The following is an 18,582-nucleotide window of genomic DNA, read 5'->3' on the forward strand; positions in this document are numbered from 1 at the left end:
TATAAATCTGTATTTAGGTTAATATATAGTGTTAATAAATAATTAGTCTTCTATGGGCCGTATCAAGCTTGTAGGTCACTGCCGCAGCATCTAAAAGACGCAGCACCAGATTAATCTTTTGATTGCGAAAGGCATCCCCCACCAGATCGACATCAGGCACCTGACCTTGATATACAACCGTCAAGTTGTACCACCGCCCAACTTCGTCTAATATTTCTTCAAATGATTTACCGTCAAAGCTAAATTTCCCTTCCGTCCATGCCGTAAAATTTGATGTATTCACGCGACTTACTGTAGTTCCATTGTCGGATGTTGTAGCCTGCTGTCCTGGCTGGAGAAGCAGCTTCTTTTGATTAGCATGCACCTGAACACGTCCCTCTACCAGTGTTGTTTTCACAAAAGGCTGCGTCAAATAACTGTTCACATTGAACTGAGTGCCTAGCACCTCCACCGTTTGCCCCTTGGTTCGTACGATAAAAGGAATCTTTTTCTTCTGACTATCCGTAACTGATGTCACTTCAAAAAATGCTTCCCCCTCTAACTCTACGGCTCTTTCGGCATCACCAAACACTGATGGATAAATCAACCGACTGTCTGCATTTAACCAGACTTTTGTCCCATCAGCAAGCATTATCTTATAAATCCCACCCCTGGGCACATACAGCTGCAGGTCCTTTTTTTGTACTTGCTCATCTTGCACACGGGCTACCTGTCTTCCGTCGGCATAACGTATAGATTCATCCATTACAATCCCCTCTTGCCCGGTATCCAAAGTCAACTGACGCCCATCCGCCAATATCAACACAGCCTTATTAGTCCCAGGCGTAATACTAGTATCTCGCGAATCTGCGATTGCTGTCTCAGAGCCTATATTACCCCCATCATTCACCTGATCTCTACGGGTCCACCACCAAATAGATAGCATAGCCAGTAAGACCGCTGCTGCAGCTGAAACCCATAGTCGTCGGGGTAATTTATTAGCTTTCGGTAACACCTGCTGATCCGCACGCACACGTTCAAGTAATCCATTCAACATACGTTGCTTAAGTTGTTCCCTTCCTAAAGGAGCATCCGTAATCAAGACTACTTTTTCATCCGTATGACTATTATACCATTGCAAAAGTGTCTCGGTCTGCGTAGGTGTTAATGTATCGCCTCGTTGGAACTTGGCGACTAATTCTTCTATGTGTTCCGTGTCTTCCATTATTCATTCATAAACAAGCATTCTTTGCCCGTCATATATAAGGACAGGCAGAAAACACAAAAGGGTGAGTTCCTTTTACTTTTTTTAGAAGAATTTACAACTGATTGAGGTAAATATAAGCGAAAACCAAGGCGATCAATAGGTCGGTATTGTTTCCAAGATCCTTTTTCGCCTTCTTCAGATGAGATTTTACCGTGTTTTCAGACAATTGTAATGTTTCTGCTATTTCTTTGGTAGATAGCCCTTCGTTTTTATTCATCATAAAAACAAGCTTGCATTGTGGTGGGAGGCTCTCGATGGCCTTGTCAATTTGATTTTGCAACTCCTGAAAAATAAGTTGTCGCTCTGGCGATAAAGCTTCGACAACTTCTTCTGTCGAATATTCAGACAGCTGCGATCGTCTCCGGTGGCGCTGTTCCAAAACATTAAAGGTATGATTTCGTATGGCCCGTGCGAGGTAGGCCGAAAGTCCATCTTTTTGCAGCGTAAAGCTATCTCGTAACCGCCAAAGCTTATACAGGACATCTTGTACACACTCCTCTGCCTCCTCCAAATTTCCCAAACGATTTACGGCAACAGCTAGCATCCTCTCCCAATAACGATTGTATATCTCCACCAATGCCTGTTCATCATCCGTCTTAAACAGCGTTAAGAGCTCTTGATCGTTATATGTGTGGTAGCTAGGCATTCTGGGTTAGTTGCAGGGAACAAACTTATATAAATTTCTTCGTAAACAAAAGTCATGAACTTATTGTATCCTACAATTGCTGCTTATTTACGACTTTAAAGGAAAGCACTAGAAGAACGGGGCCACTGATAGATCTATTCTTTCCACCGCGATGTTGACATCGCTGATCTCTGAACAAAAGAGGCTGACAATCCGCACCCCATTTTGCGGGGCACGGATCGTCAGCCGTCGATATTAAAGCCTACAGAGCAAACTACTCCACCAATAGGGAATGATGGATGGCCTGCAGCTCTTCGTTCGAAATTATCGAATTGATAGCTTCGAAACTACCAAGTAATGATTACATCCGCTAGGATTGGAAGATGGTCCAAATCATTCAACGTTGTAAAGGGAGCCTTCACCTGCATAATCTTAATATTACTGCTTGTCACAATATTATCAATACTTTTATTCGGTACTGCGCCAGTCCTTCCCTCAGCGGTATTACCGCCAGCAGCCGTTGCGAACCATCCCATGCTACCTCCATTTGCCATGTTAAAACCAGCATTGGTAAACTTCAGCTGTCCATTATCAGAGGCATTCATATCGCCCATGCAAATGAAGTATTCATACTTCTTCAACATATTAACCAAGGCGTCTAATGAACGAGCATGCCAATCCTTTTGCCACGGAATGTGCGAAGATATAATAGTAATTACCTTATCACCAATCTTCAGGTCGCCCAGGATCGCATAATAATCACCATCCCAATTCTCCTGGCGAATATTTTCCAAGGTATAGTTTGTCGCGATTCCGTTGTATATCCATTTGTGCTCCTTTCCGAAGTATATGTTATTGTAAAAAGGTTTCAAAATTTCATCGGAAGCCACACGCGTACTATCTTTATCAAAGTAATGACTCCACTCGTTCACGGCAAAAATATCGAGTCCTTGCTCTCCCACCCAGTTTTTCCATCGAACCAACTCTGCTTTCATCCAGTTTCCAGTTCCCTGGAAGCCACCGACACGACCTTGGTTAAAATGACCGAGGTTGTATACGCCAACTTTCAAACGTAAGGGTAATCGATCTGCCGTCTGTCCAACAGCGAACGTATAAGTCATGCCGAATAAAACCAGCATAAGTAAAAACTTTCGTAACATCATTTTTCTATTTATTATAGCGAATGGCTAAATAACCAATCCCTGTTGTTGTACTTACCGATAATGGTTCACTCGCATAACTGTTTCCATCCGATCCTAAATTCTTATCAACGACCAGCCGCAAGAAAACTTTCTCCTGACCGAGCAAAGCTAAAGGCAACTTCATGTTGATATTCTTGTAAGCTGCCAACTGATGTATTGTTGTATTGGCCCATAAAGGAGCATCGGGTACGGTAAAAGATTGAATTTTAGTCCAGGTACCATCCATATTACCATGCGTAGACCACTCTACCTTCCAAAAGCGAGGAGCCCCTTTACCCGTTCCGCCCACAAGGTTTAGCGCTGTTAATTGCAACGATAATTGACTGCTCGATATCCCCTGTGAAGAAAATTCGACAACAAAGCCTTCCCCTCTATTCTTATCGTAGTTCCACCACATAGTGGATGCTGTAATTGCACCATTCGTCACCGCTCCTTTTCCATCTGAATTTGTTGTCGTCGCTGTATTCTGCTTCGTGCCAGCGCCGGTCAATACCCCATTTCCATATTGATTGGTATTCCCCAAGTTGGTCGCTCCAACAGGACCTAAATATGAATAATCGATATTCATCCCTAGATTAACCGTCGGTGCAGAAAAACTCATCTTACCATTACTGCCATAAGTTGGAAAAGCAACACCATTTGTGATATTTGGATATTGATATTCCACAAGTAGACTAGAAAATCCCTGATCTACCGAAGCCGCCATCTTGATATCATCTTTAGTGAGGTGTCGAATCTGATATCGACCGATATTGCCATAGTCCTCATCTGAAACGCCATCTTCATATTCAAATCGGGTAAAATTCTCATGCACTATAATACCTGATAGTTTTCCCGATCCATACGGTAAAATCGCACCATCTCGTCGGTATGACGTACGTGTATTAGTCATGGTAAACATACTATTCCCCTGTATATCGCGCATCAACAAAGGATACTTCGCTACTCGGTGTGCCGAAAAAAGCGTCGAATATCCCTCATTAATCGGGGTAAATGATCCCTTTCTTACTGGAAATTCCACATCTTTCAATGTCACAAACGTATAGATATCGTCATCGGTCAATTCCGACATATACTTCTGTTTTACAGGAAGCTGGCTTGCATTACCTTCAACTTGGCTCATCACCATCATAGAAGTTACCCCGGTTAAGGTATAGTGATCTGGATTCGATTCCTTCTCCACCGCTACACCCTTTAATAGCACCTGCACCTTACTGTATCGCTTAAAGATGTTATCAGCCACCGTATTGGTTAGGATACGGAAACCATAACGTCCATCCACACTCTGCACATAGACTGTACGATCATTTTGTGTATAATTAATAACCGTTGGTGTTGTTTGCACGAAATCGCCTACATTCTGGTTCCCAACATCGCTTACGACAACCCCTTCTATAAACAAATCTTTCGTAATCTTCTCTCCCGCCCATACACGTACTTCTGGAAATTCTGCTTTCGTACCAAACATATTCTGTGCATTTGCTTGCAAGAGGTATAAGGTAGAGACATGTTCTACGCCCCATCCATCGGTATATGATAGGCGCAACTGTACACTTCGAAGTTCATTTTGGTCTGGGTTAGGTTGAACGGAAAAACTAAAATCGCTGGTCGATTTTTCCAAACTAAAATCATTGTTAACCCACGGCGTCACATCGGGCGTTGGGTATACGACTTGTACCTTAATATCCTCAAAAGGTATATTCGTCTCCAATTTCCCCGTAACCCGTCCGCCATTTCCTAATACCGTTGTGTTCAATGTCGGGAAATTAAGTACCGGAGTTTGCTTCCCTTGTTGCTTTACCCATACCGTATCAAAGCGCTCACTTTCTGGCGCATATAAAGCGACCTGTGACTTTCTCGGAAAACCGTCATTACCGTCATAAACCATCAGAAAGCTGGTATCGCCCTTCAGCTTTGTACCACTTAATTTTAACCAATTGTTTTCTGCGGGCACCGTCGCGTCAAAAGCCCCGTTAGACAGCACCTTGATTTCGACCTGTCCTGGTTCTGCGGAAACGGTATATTCTTTCACAGTTGTTCCAAGCTCGGAAAATTTCAGATAGGCCGCATCATCTTTCTTACAAGCAAAAGCCAATAAAAACAAGAAACAGGCACCTATTAACCGTATTGTTATGTTCTTTTTTTTCATGAGATCTACTGAATATATTTTAGTGAAACTGCGCCCCACCGCACTGTTATATTTGCTGAAGCATCTGTAATACGACCATCTTCAGCGCCTGTAGCCGTGTTGGCCCCCCCGATATTATTTTTTGCTTGCAGCTTCACGTACACATTTGGTTTATTGAATAATTCATTCGGCAACTTAAACGCGTAGGAGTTTAGTCCATTCGCCGTATACTCGTGATTAAGTCCCCAACCCGCTAATGGACGAATACCATAGGTTGACCCCGGCAAGACCGTATAGGTCACACCATCCAACGAGTAAGCAACTTCCCAATAAGCAGGCACATGTAAAGTTGCAGCTGTTCCCGAGCCACCACCTTGCGTGAAATTAACCGTTAAGACCTTCCCAGAAATACCAGTCGTAGCGAACTTCAGCACAATACCTTCTCCTTTATTTGCCGTACTGTTCCACCATTTTGTTGAATACTGTAACGCCGAGCTAGGCACGACTTTAGAAGCCGCATCGGTATGGTAAATTGGGTGGGCTCCCATAGAGACCGCAGCACCACTCACCGTTGGACGCATTTCCCCTTGTCCAACCGCCGGAACTATCGCACCATTGACCTGTGTGTATGTTCCCGTTGCACTCAGGTTACTCATATTCATCCAGCGCCACTCGACTAATGTTTTTACCTTCTCAGCATCTTGAAGTTTAATATCCGATTGAGTCACCGGTCGAATACTATATCGTCCAATTTCTCCTGTCCCGTATCCATACTTAATCAATTTATGGTGAACAATGATTCCGGCGAAAGTTCCTGACCCGGTCGGCAACGTACTACGGCTCCAGGATACGGCTGTATTTACAACAGCCTTAAGACTTCCCCCTTGTTCGTCCACGACACTCGTTGGCACGGCATCTACATATGGCGTTGTTGCACCCGCCGTGTTCCAGTTAAATATGGCCACGTAGCCCATGTTAACGTTTACATAGCTACCATAAGGAACTGCTATATTGGTGTTTTTAAGCGTCACAAATGTATATACATCACTATCAATCAACTCATTAATAAACTTACTTTTAAGCGGTAGATTAGCTACTGTTCCCGCTTCCGACTTCACAATGTTGGAAGCACTTAATCCGCGAATCGTATACCGTGTTGGATTTGCTTCCTTCACCAATAAAAGCCCATCTAGAGAAAGCGCCACTTTACTGTAACGTTTCAAGGAGTTTGCCGCAGCAGTATTGAACTTTAAACGAATACCTGAAGAGCCTGTTCCATTTTGTACGTACGCTGTTTTTGGTGCCTCGGTGTAATCAATCGTATTAAAGGACGTGTTTGGATTAACATCCATGTTGGTGTTAGCCGCATCAGAGCTAACAAAAGCCTCTAATACCCGTAAAGGCATAACAATCCTTGCCTCTCCTTCAGCCCCCGGGATCAACGCCTTTAACTCCTCCATGGTGGTGTAGGTAAAATCGTCGGCCGACTGGATTACTTTATGTGTAAGATCAATGTATGTCGTACCGTTATTAACATATTTCAGTTGAACATTGGCCGTACGCTCCAGTCCGCTATCATTTGCACGAACAGCAATAACCAACAAGCTATCGTTTAGCAGATCGACCTGCTCGATCCAACCATTGTCCTGTTCATAGGTTACATGCTTCTCAAAATCAGGAAATAATGCACCGACATTTCCCTTCACGATTAGCGTATCGAGCTTGGCACTCCGTGTCAAGAGCGATTCCGCTTTACGTTGCTCTAAGGTTGGAGCAAGTTGTGATTGATCAACATCTGTAAATACGGTATACTCTTTATCAAAACCATCAATTACCGTAAGGTAAATTCGCACGGTTCGATTTCTACCAGCATTGTTCTCTAAAGCCGTAAAGACCACACTATTTTCTGTAAAATCTAAATTAGTGACCCATTTTTCAGAAGTTTCGTCATCATACAAATATTCCACCTTCATCTTTTTAACATTTGACTTTACGTCGTTAACGATAGGCAGATTAATTTGAAAGGCATTTTTGGTAATGGTATACTTCGACTTCGAAAAGCGGAAAGCCGCGTCTAATCCTTTTTGTATAATTTTGATTTCCTGCTGCTCTTTCCCTTTGGAAAGTAACAAAGTCACACTTCGGGAAACGCCAAAGTTCTGCGTATATGAAAACAAAAGATCTCCATTACCGTAACCGCTAGTCCGATCTAAGGTAATCCAATCAACGTCCTCTTTCAGCGAAACTTGCCAATCGCCATTCGCGTAGACCATAATCTTAGTCTTCCCTTCAACGGCTTCCAGGTGAACCTCATTGGAATTTACAGCCAAGGAAAGATCCATTTCATATTTGCGATCACACTGCGTAAACAGAGCGACCACGACCATAAGCATGCTTAGAGTCGCTAGTTTATATCGTAATACTATCTTTTTCATTTGTTAAATACGTAACGAGTAATAATTAGAGAATCAAATGAAACAGCATCGGTGGATGATCCGAATACACCTTTGTAAAGTCATCATAGATCGGCATCGCTTTGGTCACCCGTTTCAAAACAGATGGAGTTCCGAATATAAAGTCGATCCGTCTTCCCGGGTACTGAAAATCATAAACAGCGGTACCATTTGATTTATAGCCATGTAAATGATGAATTGCGTCCATATAACCGGCCTTTTCTATTTCATCCAGTGCTGCGTAGCTGTTTCCCGTTACCGTGGGATCATAATCTTTGCGCGAGATCGAATTGAAATCCCCCATAAATACCCAGTCCTGTTCATTCGGAAACTTACGTATTGTACTATCCAGAATTACATTTGCTTCTTGTAAACGATAATCATTACCTAGATTATCCCCCACCTTATACCAATAGGCCTGTGGCCAAAAATGAGTAACGACAATATTTAAATCCGTATCCTTTAAGCGCGCAAAAATAGCACCATGAGACACATGTAAGGTCACCCGGCGACGTGCATCAATAGGGTACTTTGAGGTTAAAGCCACGGGATAGTTGTCTGTAGATTTCAAATTAGTAATCACATATTTATGACCATAACGTAATGCCAGTTTCTCCAATGCTTTTTGATTAAAACCATTGACTTCCTGTAACGCTAGCACGTCTGGATTATAAGATCGAACCCATTCCACGAACTTATTGTAATTATTAGCCTTATCGTTCTTCATCCCCTCCAAAATATTGTAGCTCATAATCTTTAGGGTATCGGGCAAAGTCAACTCTTCAGGCTCCTTTTCTCCGCCATTATCTGGAAGCTCAACATCTTTTTTGCTGCAGGCCGTCCATAAAACAAGGCTAAAACATGCCAATAATGTCCAGGCTCTCCAAGAACCCGTTTTATATAAATGCTTAACCTTTTCCATAATATTCATATGCTTTATTATCCAAACTATAACCTGATTTTACGACTTCCACATCTGGAATAGGGTAATACTCATGACAAGGCAACATATTGTTCTTTAAGGAGGCATAATCCGTAAAGTCGTATGTCATTTGATACCAATTTCCCCAACGTACCAAATCGTATTTGCGTTGGTATTCGCCCAACAATTCGCGTCCTCTTTCCTTTTGAATTTCCTCGCGCAACAAGTCCCAGTTCTTAAATACATAATCTGCCAAGCCAGCGCGTTGTCGCACTATATTGAGATAGCGAACGGAGGACGCCTGATCGCGGAGTTCCATGAAATTTTCCGCTTGCATCAACAATGCATCCGCATACCTAAATACCCGTTGATTATTACCGTCAGCGACATTATACATGTTGTAGGACCAAAACTTCGTGCCGAGCCACGGTCGCGTTGCTGTGCTTTTGAAATTCACCCCTTTATACGCCCATAGCATATTCATCTCCAAACGTTTATCCGGAGTCGCACGACGCATAACGGTCTGGAAATAATAGTTATTTGGTCGCAGAGGAGACCATGTTGTCGAATTAGCCCCTAACTCTGGAATCTCCACACCATCATAGATGGCCCCCGTACTACGCGTAGGCATACAAATTGCCGCGGCATTCGTCGTAACCTGCAACCCTGTTTCGGAGTAGGTAAATTGTATCTCAAAGATTGATTCTAGGATATTTTTGTTTTTCAACGCGATATCAGACAGCGGATACTGTCCAAAATCACCGTAAATTCCCACAAGCTGATCCATAGCCTCTTTGGCGACATCCCACTTCTTATTCCACTGTGCCAGCTTACCAATCAGCATCCACCCCATCGCGGCACCACTACGGTTTCCCGGCGTATCGTTCGTCCGCACCTGAGCCAGGTAAGGTACATACGTTAAGAGTTCCTGAATCAGATAGTTGCGTGTATCAACTGCAGGCATCCGCCCCATCTTTGAGATTTTATCCAACACTTGTGCATTTGCAACATCCTCTGTATAGAAAGGCACATCGCCAAAGGTGGAGGTCAAGAACCAATAGTAATACGCACGCATGATCATTCCCTCGGCTAACAGCCTATTTTTTGTTTCTTCCGATAAGGGAGAGCGTTTGATGCCCTCAATAATGGAATTACAATACATCACCCCACGGTAACCTTGGGTCCACATGGTTTGACCAAATCGGGGTTGCGCCGGAGAGATATCCAATTGCGCATCCAAAGTCCCTGAAGCGATATACATTAAATCTGAAACACCTTCGGTAGCCATAAGGTAGGTATAGCTGTATATACTCCGCAATGGTATGTATGTCGAATTCAGTCCTGAAATACACTGCGCTTCGGTCTGATAATAATTATCACTATTGACAAAGGAAGTAGGCTGTTCCTCAATCGAACAACTGCTCCACAGCACACTTGCCATAAAAAATAAAACTAAACGCTTCATTTATATGTTTTTTTGAATTAATACCTTATTTGAATACTTCCCACAATGGTTCTTGGCTTTGGATAAGCACCAATATCCACACGTCTCAACGTGGAGGTGCTACTTTGCGAAGACACGTCAGGATCAAACCCATTGTACTTCTTCCAGACAAAAAGATTTTCCCCGGCAAGCCCCAACTGAATGTCTTTCAGCTTACTCTTTGTTATTTTAGACATATCAAATGTGTAACCTATAGAGACACTTTTAAGACGCAGATAGCTCGCATCGTATACCATCCGGTTGGAGGCAATATTATCAGTCGACCCAGCACGAGGGATATCAGAATTCGGGTTGCGAATCGGATGCCAGTTATCCAACATATACGTATACTGGTTGGTGAAGTTTCCACCGTTCCCCATCCATTGTTCTGATATATTGTAAATTTTTCCACCCAATGAATAGTTTAAAAATACCCCCAGGCTCAGCTTTTTGTATCTAAAATTGTTTTGAAGTCCACCATAAATTAACGGATCGGCATTGCCCAGATAGATTAAATCTTTTTCATTAAACACACCATCGTGGTTCGAATCGATATACCGCGCCGACCCAAGCCTATACTGCTGATTAGAAGCAGAAACATAAGCTTTTGTTACTTTATTACGATTGATTTCTTCTTGTGACTTCCAGGTACCTGCATATTGAAATCCCCATAAGGCATTCAATGGATAATCTTTTACATAACCGTACATCATATAGCTGTTATTTCCAGCCGCACCATATACGTTGACATAATCATAATGCCCAATATCGTCTACACGTTGTTTATTGTGCGACACCGAGAAGGTTGTTGACCAAGAGAAATCAGTTTTTTCAATATTACGTGTCTCCACACTAAACTCAACACCTCTATTAGAAGTCTTGCCCACATTGGCAAAACGCGTTGTGTATCCTGTCTGTGTAGGCGTCTGTACATCTAAGAGCAGATCTTTCGTATAAGAAAGGTAGGCTTCAAGTGTCATATTTACCCGACCTTTAAACAGGGAGATATCTGTTGCTATGTTATACATATCAGTCTTCTCCCAAGACAGTTCTTCGGACGCTAAGCGTGATGGGTAAAAAGCGACAGGCTGTGAGCCATTAAACAGGTATCCGTTAGTCGAGGAGGAAAGCGCTGCCAACGAACGATAGGACGAAATCCCATCATTTCCTGTTCGCCCACCACTCGCACGGATAGAAAAGTCACTTAACCAGGTAACATCCTTTAAAAATTCCTCGTTGCTAACCGTCCATTTCAACGCGGCTGATGGGAAGAATGCCCACTTTTTGTTAGGTGCAAAGTTAGAAGCACCATCGCGACGCCCCGTTACCGTCAAATAATATTTGCTTTTATAGTTATAGTTGGCACGTGCTAAATAAGACATGGAGGTTTTACTCTCATTTCCTGTCCCAGCAACATAATTTTCTTTATCCGGAATGGCATTCATATTGTTCCATAAGATTGCATCCGATTGGTACCCTTCTCCCTGCAGGGTAAAATTGTTGCTCGACACCTTCTGTCCAATAAACCCCGCTGTAAAATCCAAGGAATGGATATCGTCCCATTTCTTTTGATAATTGACTGTCGTTTGGCTCATCAGGTTCTCTTCGGTAAATTCACCCCGGTAGGCTGTCCCCCCTTCGTTTTCGGCTTTAGCAGGCATATTACCAGGATCGTAACGATAGGTATGCTGTCCATAATAATAGTAGGTCAACTGTGAATTTACCTTTAGATTTTTGATCGGTTCTACTTCAATGTATCCGGTGTTCGTAATACCATCTCGTTTCACATTGCGTATCACGTCCAGGTCCAAAATAGATCGAGGAGAGTTGAACTTTTGTCCCGAATACCACAGATCATTAAAATTATCATACACCTTAATTAGAGGGTTGAGGTAAATTGCACCACTCCACCAAGTTGTTCCACCAATAGCTACCAAATTCTGATCTTCATCCCGCTTGGTATAATTCGTCTTTATTCCCACTTTCATCCAGGGAAACAATTTATAATCGAGATTCAGGCGCCCCGTAAAGCGTCCCAGCCCACTTTCTTGGATAATCCCTTGGGTATTATCATAAGCAACAGAGGCGTAATACGTGCTGCGACTACTACCGCCCGAAAGGGATAGGTTATGTGTATGGTAGGGTGCAATCCGCGTTATCTCATCGACCCAATCGGTCCCTTTACCGAGCGCACTCGGATCTGGAAATGGATAGTCCGACATCGGTGAATTCTCGGTGATATTACCGTAGGGATCAGAAGTCGTAAATAAAGCGAAGTCGTTTCTATATTGGGCAAATTGAGAAGCATTCATGATATCAAGCTTGCGGGGTAGTTGGGATAATCCAAATGTGCTTCGCCAGGTGATATTGTCCTTACCGGCTTTACCTTGTTTCGTCGTAACAATAATGACCCCATTACTTCCTCGTGACCCATAAATAGCCGTAGCAGAAGCGTCTTTAAGTACAGAGATAGATTCGATATCCGCAATATTGATATCCGCAAGGTTTGTAACCCCATCCAAAACACCATCCACAACAATCAAAGGTTCATTCGTGGCTGTAATAGAACGTGTTCCCCGGATACGAATTGAGGTAGCCGCCCCTGGTTCTCCAGACGAAGCCATAATATCAGCGCCCGGAACACGTCCTTGAAGCGCTAAATCGGCTGATAACACCGGAGCATCCCGTATGTCAGACATTTTCACGTTCACAACAGAACCTGTTAAATCCTTCTTCTTCACTTCCCCGTAGCCAATAACAACGACTTCATCAACGTCTGTTACCTTCTCAGTTAGTACAATATCAATTGGCCCTCCTTTTTGTACAATAATTTCTTTTCTATCATACCCCAGAAAAGAAATTTCTAGGATTGCGGGAAACTGATTCACCTGCAAACTGAACTGCCCTTGATCATCAGTGCGTGTTTGTAAATCACTATTTTTAATCTTTACGGTTACATTGGAGAGGGCAACTCCCCCGGCACCTTTAACAACGCCAGTAATAGGCTGTTGCTGTACCACAGGGGTTAACCAATCGGTGGTAATAGGATTCAGTTGTGCAACCTTGATTTTTCGAATTAGTACCAGACTTCGGTCTTTTCGCTTAAAATCCAGTTCAAACGGAGTTAGTACGTCACGTAAAACATGTAATGCATCGGCTTGCACATAATGAGCGTCTACCGTTGCTTGACGAGGCAACAAGCCCTGTGCATAGAATACGGTATACCCGCTCTTCCGCTCAAACTCTTTTAATAACCGGGATAAGTCTACTTTCTTTCCCGTAATGGTAATCCGCTGCCCGAAAGAAGTAGCGCTTGCATGCATAATAACAACAAGCAATAACATCCATGTCAATTTCATATACAATGGAATTTTCAATATAGGTAGGTCATGGGGATAGCCTATCCCTAACCGTTTTTTTTCATACATTTGTAATAGGTTGAGATTAATAATTTGATACGTTTCAATCTAAGATGTCTTCGGACAAAACTGGCAGGGACGGCTCCAACGTTCCTGCTTTTTTTATCGCCAAAGACCGCAGTCTTTATTTCATAACAGTGACCCTCCTTCCGTCCACTTTAAATGTTACTAGGTCGGTCCACTCTATTAATTGTAACAGTTGTTCAAATTTTTCAAATCGTGATATCGTCCCGCTATAGCGTATTTTGGACATATCTCCTTGATAGGATATATCAATATCGTACCACCGAGCCACCTCTTCCATAACCTGCTCAATAGAGGCATCATCAAAAGCAAAATTTCCAGATTTCCATGCAATACTGTATGAAGGATCGACATCCTTAATTTGGATATCTTTTTCGTTCACGGAATAATCGGACTGCTGCGATGGTTTAAGATGTTTCGGTTTCGCCTGATGCGCGTAGTGCAACGCGACAGCTCCTTCGATCAAGGTGGTTTTTATCTTATTGTTGTAGCTATTGATATTGAATTTGGTTCCGAGCACCTGCAATTTTTGATCTTTTGTTTGCACGTAAAACGGAATCGATGTATCCTGTTTTTTTACTTTTTCGACCTCAAAATAAGCTTCGCCCTCGAGTTCTACTGTACGGCTATCTGCCCCAAAAGAAAGTGGATATCGTAACTTAGAGGCCGCATTTAACCACACTTTAGAACCATCAGGAAGCACCAAACTATACTCTCCACCTTTTGGCGTTACAATCGTATTGTACACCGGTTTCTGTGTTTCTTTTGTCGCGGTGTAGGCGTAAGCAATGCTGCCATCGGCTTGTTTATAGATTCGTAAACCTTGATCTTGTAAAAATGTGTCCTGTTTAATCTTTTCGAGTTCCACAAAACTACCATCCTCAAACAGGATGCGGGCCTTATTGCTTCCCGGTTGAATAATATGTTGCTGATTGGCTAAGTCCTTGTCCGCATCTATCGTTGGTATCTGCCTATAAAACCAAAAGGCGGCCAAGCCTGAAAGAAGCAACAGACAAGCGGCGGCAACGAGTCGTCTCCATGGGAGGATCATTCCTTTCTTTTTGCCCTTATGCTGCGCCAAGATAGACACTATGCGTTTATCGGCTAACATACGTTCAAAAAGTGCATCTTGATTCCTTTCCAGATCTTTATCACCTGTCCAGGCTTCAAATTCTTCATCCCAGCTATCATACAACATTTGCTGCCCGCCCTTCGTTCCCAAAAATTTTTTCAGGATATCCAATTCCTCAGGTCGTAGATGGCCTCTGTGATAGCGTAATAATAATTGATGTAGCTGTTCTTTATCCAATCTCTGTAATATTTAATACTATAAATGCATTAAAACAGAAAATGTACTAGTTCAATTAAAAAAAAATAAAAGAGGAAAGGGTCGCGCTAAAACAAGAAAAAATACATCTTTTGTAATTTAAGACGTACGGTTTTAGTTGCTACTAACAGATGATTTTTAACCGTATTTTTTGAGATTCCCATGTATTCTGCGATCTCTTGATGTGGCAAGTCCTCTAGGCGACTAAGCCTATATACTTCTTGTTGCTGTGTGGGTAAGCTCAGAATAATTTTGTTTAAAACTTGTGACAATTCAGCATAATTGAGCTGTGTCTCCATATCAAAGGAAATCGAAAGCTCTTCCCCTGCATCCACGGGAAGAGCCTCGGTTCCACTAATTTTTTTCCGAAAGTAAATCAGACAAAGTCGCTTCGCGATGACAAATAAGTAAGGATATATATCAACAGCGGAAAAGATCTTTTCACGATGTAAAAATAATAGCGTAAAGGCCTCTTGGGCAATATCCTCCGCATCCTCCCGATCCCCGCATTTACTCATTGCATAGCGGAGGATAATGGGAAAATAAAAATCAAAAGCTTTTCGAAACGCCACAGCATCCCCCTCGATAAATCGATCAAACTCATCTCCAACGAAAACTTCCTTCATTAATTTCATCATGCAATACAGCGTCCATGGCTTGGCTATACAAAGAACTAAAATTTAGATAATGTATAGGTTAGCTTAAGGTTAACGAATTGTTTCTCTTTACCCCACACATTCGGCTATTTTTTGATCGCCTGAAACTGCGCAGTGGTATATAGGTTAATATTATCTACAAATAATCGGTTTTTGGCCATCTCTTGCCCATCTCCAGTAATGAATTCCAACTGGATTGTCGAGGCAGTTGGGTTATGCACGGGCTTCTTCAGTGCAAAAATAGCTTGTGTCTCTTCCCACATTTTAGTTAAGATCAAAGCAGATTGATGATCGTAATACTTTAATTCGACCATCTTGCTCGTCTGTCCATCAGCAAATTCTGCGCCCTTTAGTTTTATGGTCAGTTTATTCCCATCTTGTTCACCATTCCTAGCGGTATAGGCTACAGCATTAAAGGTCAATAGCAACAAACTATCCTTCTCTATACCAGGCACCACAGCAGAAAGCAATGTTCCACCAAAATCTGCCGAGCCAAGTTGCACAAAGCCATTCATCCCGTAGGTCTTCGATGTCGCAGCGGTCCCTGGATTTGTCCATCCATATTCCTTTTGCGCATTGGTCCACTGACCAATTAACGTTCCCCGCCCCTCATCTAGTGGATTTCCATTCCCATAACGCAACCAGGCAAACTCCTCTGCAATACGTGTATCATAACCTTGTGAAAATCGTATAAACTTCCCAGAATATGCTTCTGCACCTTTAATATTTAGCACGCCTGTACGTTTCTTGAATTGGGTTTGCATCGGACTTACCTCTAGGATTAAACGTACGCCGCCTTTACCCCCCACCGGTTCCATCTTATCCACTTTAACCCATGTATTAGGATCACTCGTTTCAAAGTTCACATCCAGCATCTGATCTCCAAATACATAGAGCGTATCCTTCCCCCCTTCAACGGTAAATTCATGTGCTGAAATAATGTGTGCTTGTTCAGCATCTTCGCTCACGATAATTTCAGTTACCCGACCGGTATCTTCTTTGCTTTTCTCACAGGATATGAATGTGCTTACCAAAAGGACACCCCACACCCGATAAGGAAGACCACACCATGATCTCCAGGTTTTGGTTATTAAAATATTTGATTTCATTTTTTAGCTAATTTTTAAGGCGAGTGGACCGACCCAGCAACAAAAATTAGATAAAGCACAAAACTAATAATTTCAATTGAACCCTTAGATTATGTAATTGTTAAGTTTACATAAGTCTTTAAAAAATAATGTCTTTAAACAGGTTTTCTATCTTGATTAGTCGTAATATGGAACTAAAGTAAAAATAAAAACCGAAATGCACAAAAAGGGCTGCTCAAAAGTTTTAATACTTATGAGCAGCCCTATCAATCATGTTTAATGATTAGTATCCTTCGTTTTGCTTTAATGTTCCACCACTGCGATCGATTTCTGTCTGCGGAATAGGGAAATAAGCATTATAAGTATTATACACTAAGCCACCGTAAAACGGAAGATGTTTACTTTCAAATGCCGAATAACTTTCCAGCACCTGTTTGGCAATCCCCCATCGCACGAGATCAAAATACCGATGGCCCTCCAAAGCCAGCTCTAATCTGCGCTCCATGCGTACCGCATTACGTGCAAAATCTGGGCTTGGGAAAGATGGGTAAGGCTTTACCATATAATCAGCCACATTGACATTATTGATCTGCTTACGCGGTAATTTATCGGCACGTTCCCGGACCATGTTTACATACTTCAGTGCTTTAGGTAAATTACCTGTTTCCACGGCACATTCCGCTGCCATCAAGATCACATCCGCCAGGCGCATAATATTGACATCGAGCCCTGTAATATAGTTTTCCCCTGCAACGGCGTGGTTGGCGAATTGACTCTTCCGAATCATCGTTTTGATTCCTACAAAAGGCCCTGCAAAGGAAGCTTTACGGATCCAGTCGTCCCCGGGCATAATACCATAATCCAAGTATGGAACACCTCGACGCCCTACCGTATAATCCAGGCGAGGATCTACCCGAAAGGTAACATCCAACTCATAATCTACTTTATCCTTCCCTGTCAATTCCATATCCGAAGTATTCGGATTATTTCGATAACTACCATCCAGGTACGGTAAACCATTTGCATCCACTTTATAAGCATTCACGAGATCTATCGTTGGTTGGTAAAATCCACAACATCCCACGGGTGAAGTACCATACAGACCGCCGAGCATATCCCCAACATTTGCATTATCGCCTGAGCCGTTCGGGTTGATGGCATGCTTAGATACCAAGATTGCTTCCGGCCCATCTTCTGTCTCGACATTGAAATTATTTTCAAACGGCATGGAAACTAAATTCTTACTTCCAATGACATCTTCAAAGAGCGGAAGTGCCAAGTCATGTTTCCCTTGGTACAAATAAAGTTTACCTAAATAAGCCTTCGCAATGGTTTTATCCATACGGCCAGACTGGCTCTTAAATTTAGTGACCGGCAAGTTTTCTGCAGCGAACTTCACATCATCAATAATCTTATCGTAGATGTCAACATCATTTTGTTTAGCTTTCGCTTCCTCGGTTGTTGTATTTTCATCGATGTAAGGTAGGTAACGGAAGATCCGCCACATAAAGAAATAATAGTGACCACGCAACATCTTGGCCTCCGCTTCAATTTCTAGCGCACGACTGGCCGCAATCTTCGAGGAACCAGCCTGCACGGTTTTCAAAAAGCGTAAGGTCGTATTACATCGCATCACCCCTTCATAGTATACCTGCCACATCGTTATCAACTGATCGTTGGCTGGATTTATTTTTAACGCCTCAATCAGATTCATTGCCGACTGATCGTTTTCATCGGAACCTTTATGCGCATTGTCCGAGGTCATCTCTCCAAACACCCATTGACTTGGTGCCGACGAATAATTACCCCAGGTACCGTTTACATTTCCGTTCATTATACCATAAGCCCCTAACAGGAGCGCTTCAACCCCATCTTCGCTCACAATCTGATCTCCATACAATTGCCCTTGAGGCACCTTATTTAAGAAATCCTTACCACAGCTACCAAATAGTAATCCAGCAGCTAACAAAGACATATATATTGATTTTCTTTTCATGACTTTCTATTTT

12 protein-coding genes are annotated in these 18,582 nt (G+C 42.5%); all 12 read right to left on the reverse strand.

Going from position 1 to position 18,582, the window contains the following annotated elements; translation table 11 throughout:
- Positions 1–31: 31 nt before the first annotated feature.
- The 12 genes from E2P86_RS12205 to E2P86_RS12260 all read right to left on the reverse strand — a co-directional run bounded on the left by E2P86_RS12205 (position 32) and on the right by E2P86_RS12260 (position 18,569).
- A complete protein-coding gene (locus E2P86_RS12205; protein ID WP_134433336.1) occupies positions 32–1,204 on the reverse strand; it encodes a FecR family protein in 1,173 nt (390 codons plus the stop codon).
- Positions 1,205–1,298: 94 nt separating this feature from the next.
- Entirely contained in the window at positions 1,299–1,892 is a 594-nt protein-coding gene (locus E2P86_RS12210; RefSeq protein ID WP_085471379.1) for an RNA polymerase sigma factor, read from the reverse strand.
- A 326-nt stretch (positions 1,893–2,218) separates the two neighbouring features.
- The gene (locus E2P86_RS12215; protein WP_206367965.1) at positions 2,219–3,034 is read right to left on the reverse strand and encodes an endonuclease/exonuclease/phosphatase family protein; all 816 of its coding nucleotides are present in this window, start codon (positions 3,032–3,034) and stop codon (positions 2,219–2,221) included.
- Between the two features lie 4 nt (positions 3,035–3,038).
- A complete protein-coding gene (locus E2P86_RS12220) occupies positions 3,039–5,222 on the reverse strand; it encodes a DUF5689 domain-containing protein (RefSeq protein WP_134433338.1) in 2,184 nt (727 codons plus the stop codon).
- Between the two features lie 5 nt (positions 5,223–5,227).
- Positions 5,228–7,636: a BACON domain-containing protein gene (locus E2P86_RS12225; RefSeq protein WP_134433340.1), complete on the reverse strand. Its 2,409-nt coding sequence runs from the start codon at positions 7,634–7,636 to the stop codon at positions 5,228–5,230.
- Between the two features lie 25 nt (positions 7,637–7,661).
- Entirely contained in the window at positions 7,662–8,576 is a 915-nt protein-coding gene (locus E2P86_RS12230) for an endonuclease/exonuclease/phosphatase family protein (RefSeq protein WP_166785201.1), read from the reverse strand.
- Positions 8,563–10,041 carry a RagB/SusD family nutrient uptake outer membrane protein gene (locus tag E2P86_RS12235; protein WP_134433344.1) on the reverse strand — a complete coding sequence of 493 codons (1,479 nt, stop codon included), beginning with the start codon at positions 10,039–10,041 and terminating at the stop codon, positions 8,563–8,565. Before E2P86_RS12235 ends, E2P86_RS12230 begins: the two co-directional genes overlap by 14 nt.
- Positions 10,042–10,058: 17 nt before the next feature.
- A complete protein-coding gene (locus E2P86_RS12240; RefSeq protein WP_200811733.1) occupies positions 10,059–13,418 on the reverse strand; it encodes a SusC/RagA family TonB-linked outer membrane protein in 3,360 nt (1,119 codons plus the stop codon).
- A gap of 184 nt (positions 13,419–13,602) precedes the next feature.
- Positions 13,603–14,811 carry a FecR family protein gene (locus E2P86_RS12245; protein ID WP_134433346.1) on the reverse strand — a complete coding sequence of 403 codons (1,209 nt, stop codon included), beginning with the start codon at positions 14,809–14,811 and terminating at the stop codon, positions 13,603–13,605.
- A gap of 86 nt (positions 14,812–14,897) precedes the next feature.
- Positions 14,898–15,467: an RNA polymerase sigma factor gene (locus tag E2P86_RS12250; protein WP_085471373.1), complete on the reverse strand. Its 570-nt coding sequence runs from the start codon at positions 15,465–15,467 to the stop codon at positions 14,898–14,900.
- A 104-nt stretch (positions 15,468–15,571) separates the two neighbouring features.
- Positions 15,572–16,594: a hypothetical protein gene (locus E2P86_RS12255; RefSeq protein WP_134433348.1), complete on the reverse strand. Its 1,023-nt coding sequence runs from the start codon at positions 16,592–16,594 to the stop codon at positions 15,572–15,574.
- 262 nt (positions 16,595–16,856) lie between these two features.
- Positions 16,857–18,569: a RagB/SusD family nutrient uptake outer membrane protein gene (locus tag E2P86_RS12260; RefSeq protein WP_085471371.1), complete on the reverse strand. Its 1,713-nt coding sequence runs from the start codon at positions 18,567–18,569 to the stop codon at positions 16,857–16,859.
- Positions 18,570–18,582: the final 13 nt, after the last annotated feature.

It is taken from the genome of Sphingobacterium psychroaquaticum (genome assembly GCF_004421025.1).
Lineage (GTDB): Bacteria > Bacteroidota > Bacteroidia > Sphingobacteriales > Sphingobacteriaceae > Sphingobacterium > Sphingobacterium psychroaquaticum.

What these genes read in the sequence shown, in the direction of transcription:
- E2P86_RS12205 (WP_134433336.1), bottom strand. Translation starts at nt 1,204, where the DNA reads ATGGAAGACACGGAACACATAGAAGAATTAGTCGCCAAGTTCCAACGA.
- E2P86_RS12210 (WP_085471379.1), bottom strand. Translation starts at nt 1,892, where the DNA reads ATGCCTAGCTACCACACATATAACGATCAAGAGCTCTTAACGCTGTTT.
- E2P86_RS12215 (WP_206367965.1), bottom strand. Translation starts at nt 3,034, where the DNA reads ATGATGTTACGAAAGTTTTTACTTATGCTGGTTTTATTCGGCATGACT.
- E2P86_RS12220 (WP_134433338.1), bottom strand. Translation starts at nt 5,222, where the DNA reads ATGAAAAAAAAGAACATAACAATACGGTTAATAGGTGCCTGTTTCTTG.
- E2P86_RS12225 (WP_134433340.1), bottom strand. Translation starts at nt 7,636, where the DNA reads ATGAAAAAGATAGTATTACGATATAAACTAGCGACTCTAAGCATGCTT.
- E2P86_RS12230 (WP_166785201.1), bottom strand. Translation starts at nt 8,576, where the DNA reads ATGGAAAAGGTTAAGCATTTATATAAAACGGGTTCTTGGAGAGCCTGG.
- E2P86_RS12235 (WP_134433344.1), bottom strand. Translation starts at nt 10,041, where the DNA reads ATGAAGCGTTTAGTTTTATTTTTTATGGCAAGTGTGCTGTGGAGCAGT.
- E2P86_RS12240 (WP_200811733.1), bottom strand. Translation starts at nt 13,418, where the DNA reads ATGAAATTGACATGGATGTTATTGCTTGTTGTTATTATGCATGCAAGC.
- E2P86_RS12250 (WP_085471373.1), bottom strand. Translation starts at nt 15,467, where the DNA reads ATGATGAAATTAATGAAGGAAGTTTTCGTTGGAGATGAGTTTGATCGA.
- E2P86_RS12255 (WP_134433348.1), bottom strand. Translation starts at nt 16,594, where the DNA reads ATGAAATCAAATATTTTAATAACCAAAACCTGGAGATCATGGTGTGGT.
- E2P86_RS12260 (WP_085471371.1), bottom strand. Translation starts at nt 18,569, where the DNA reads ATGAAAAGAAAATCAATATATATGTCTTTGTTAGCTGCTGGATTACTA.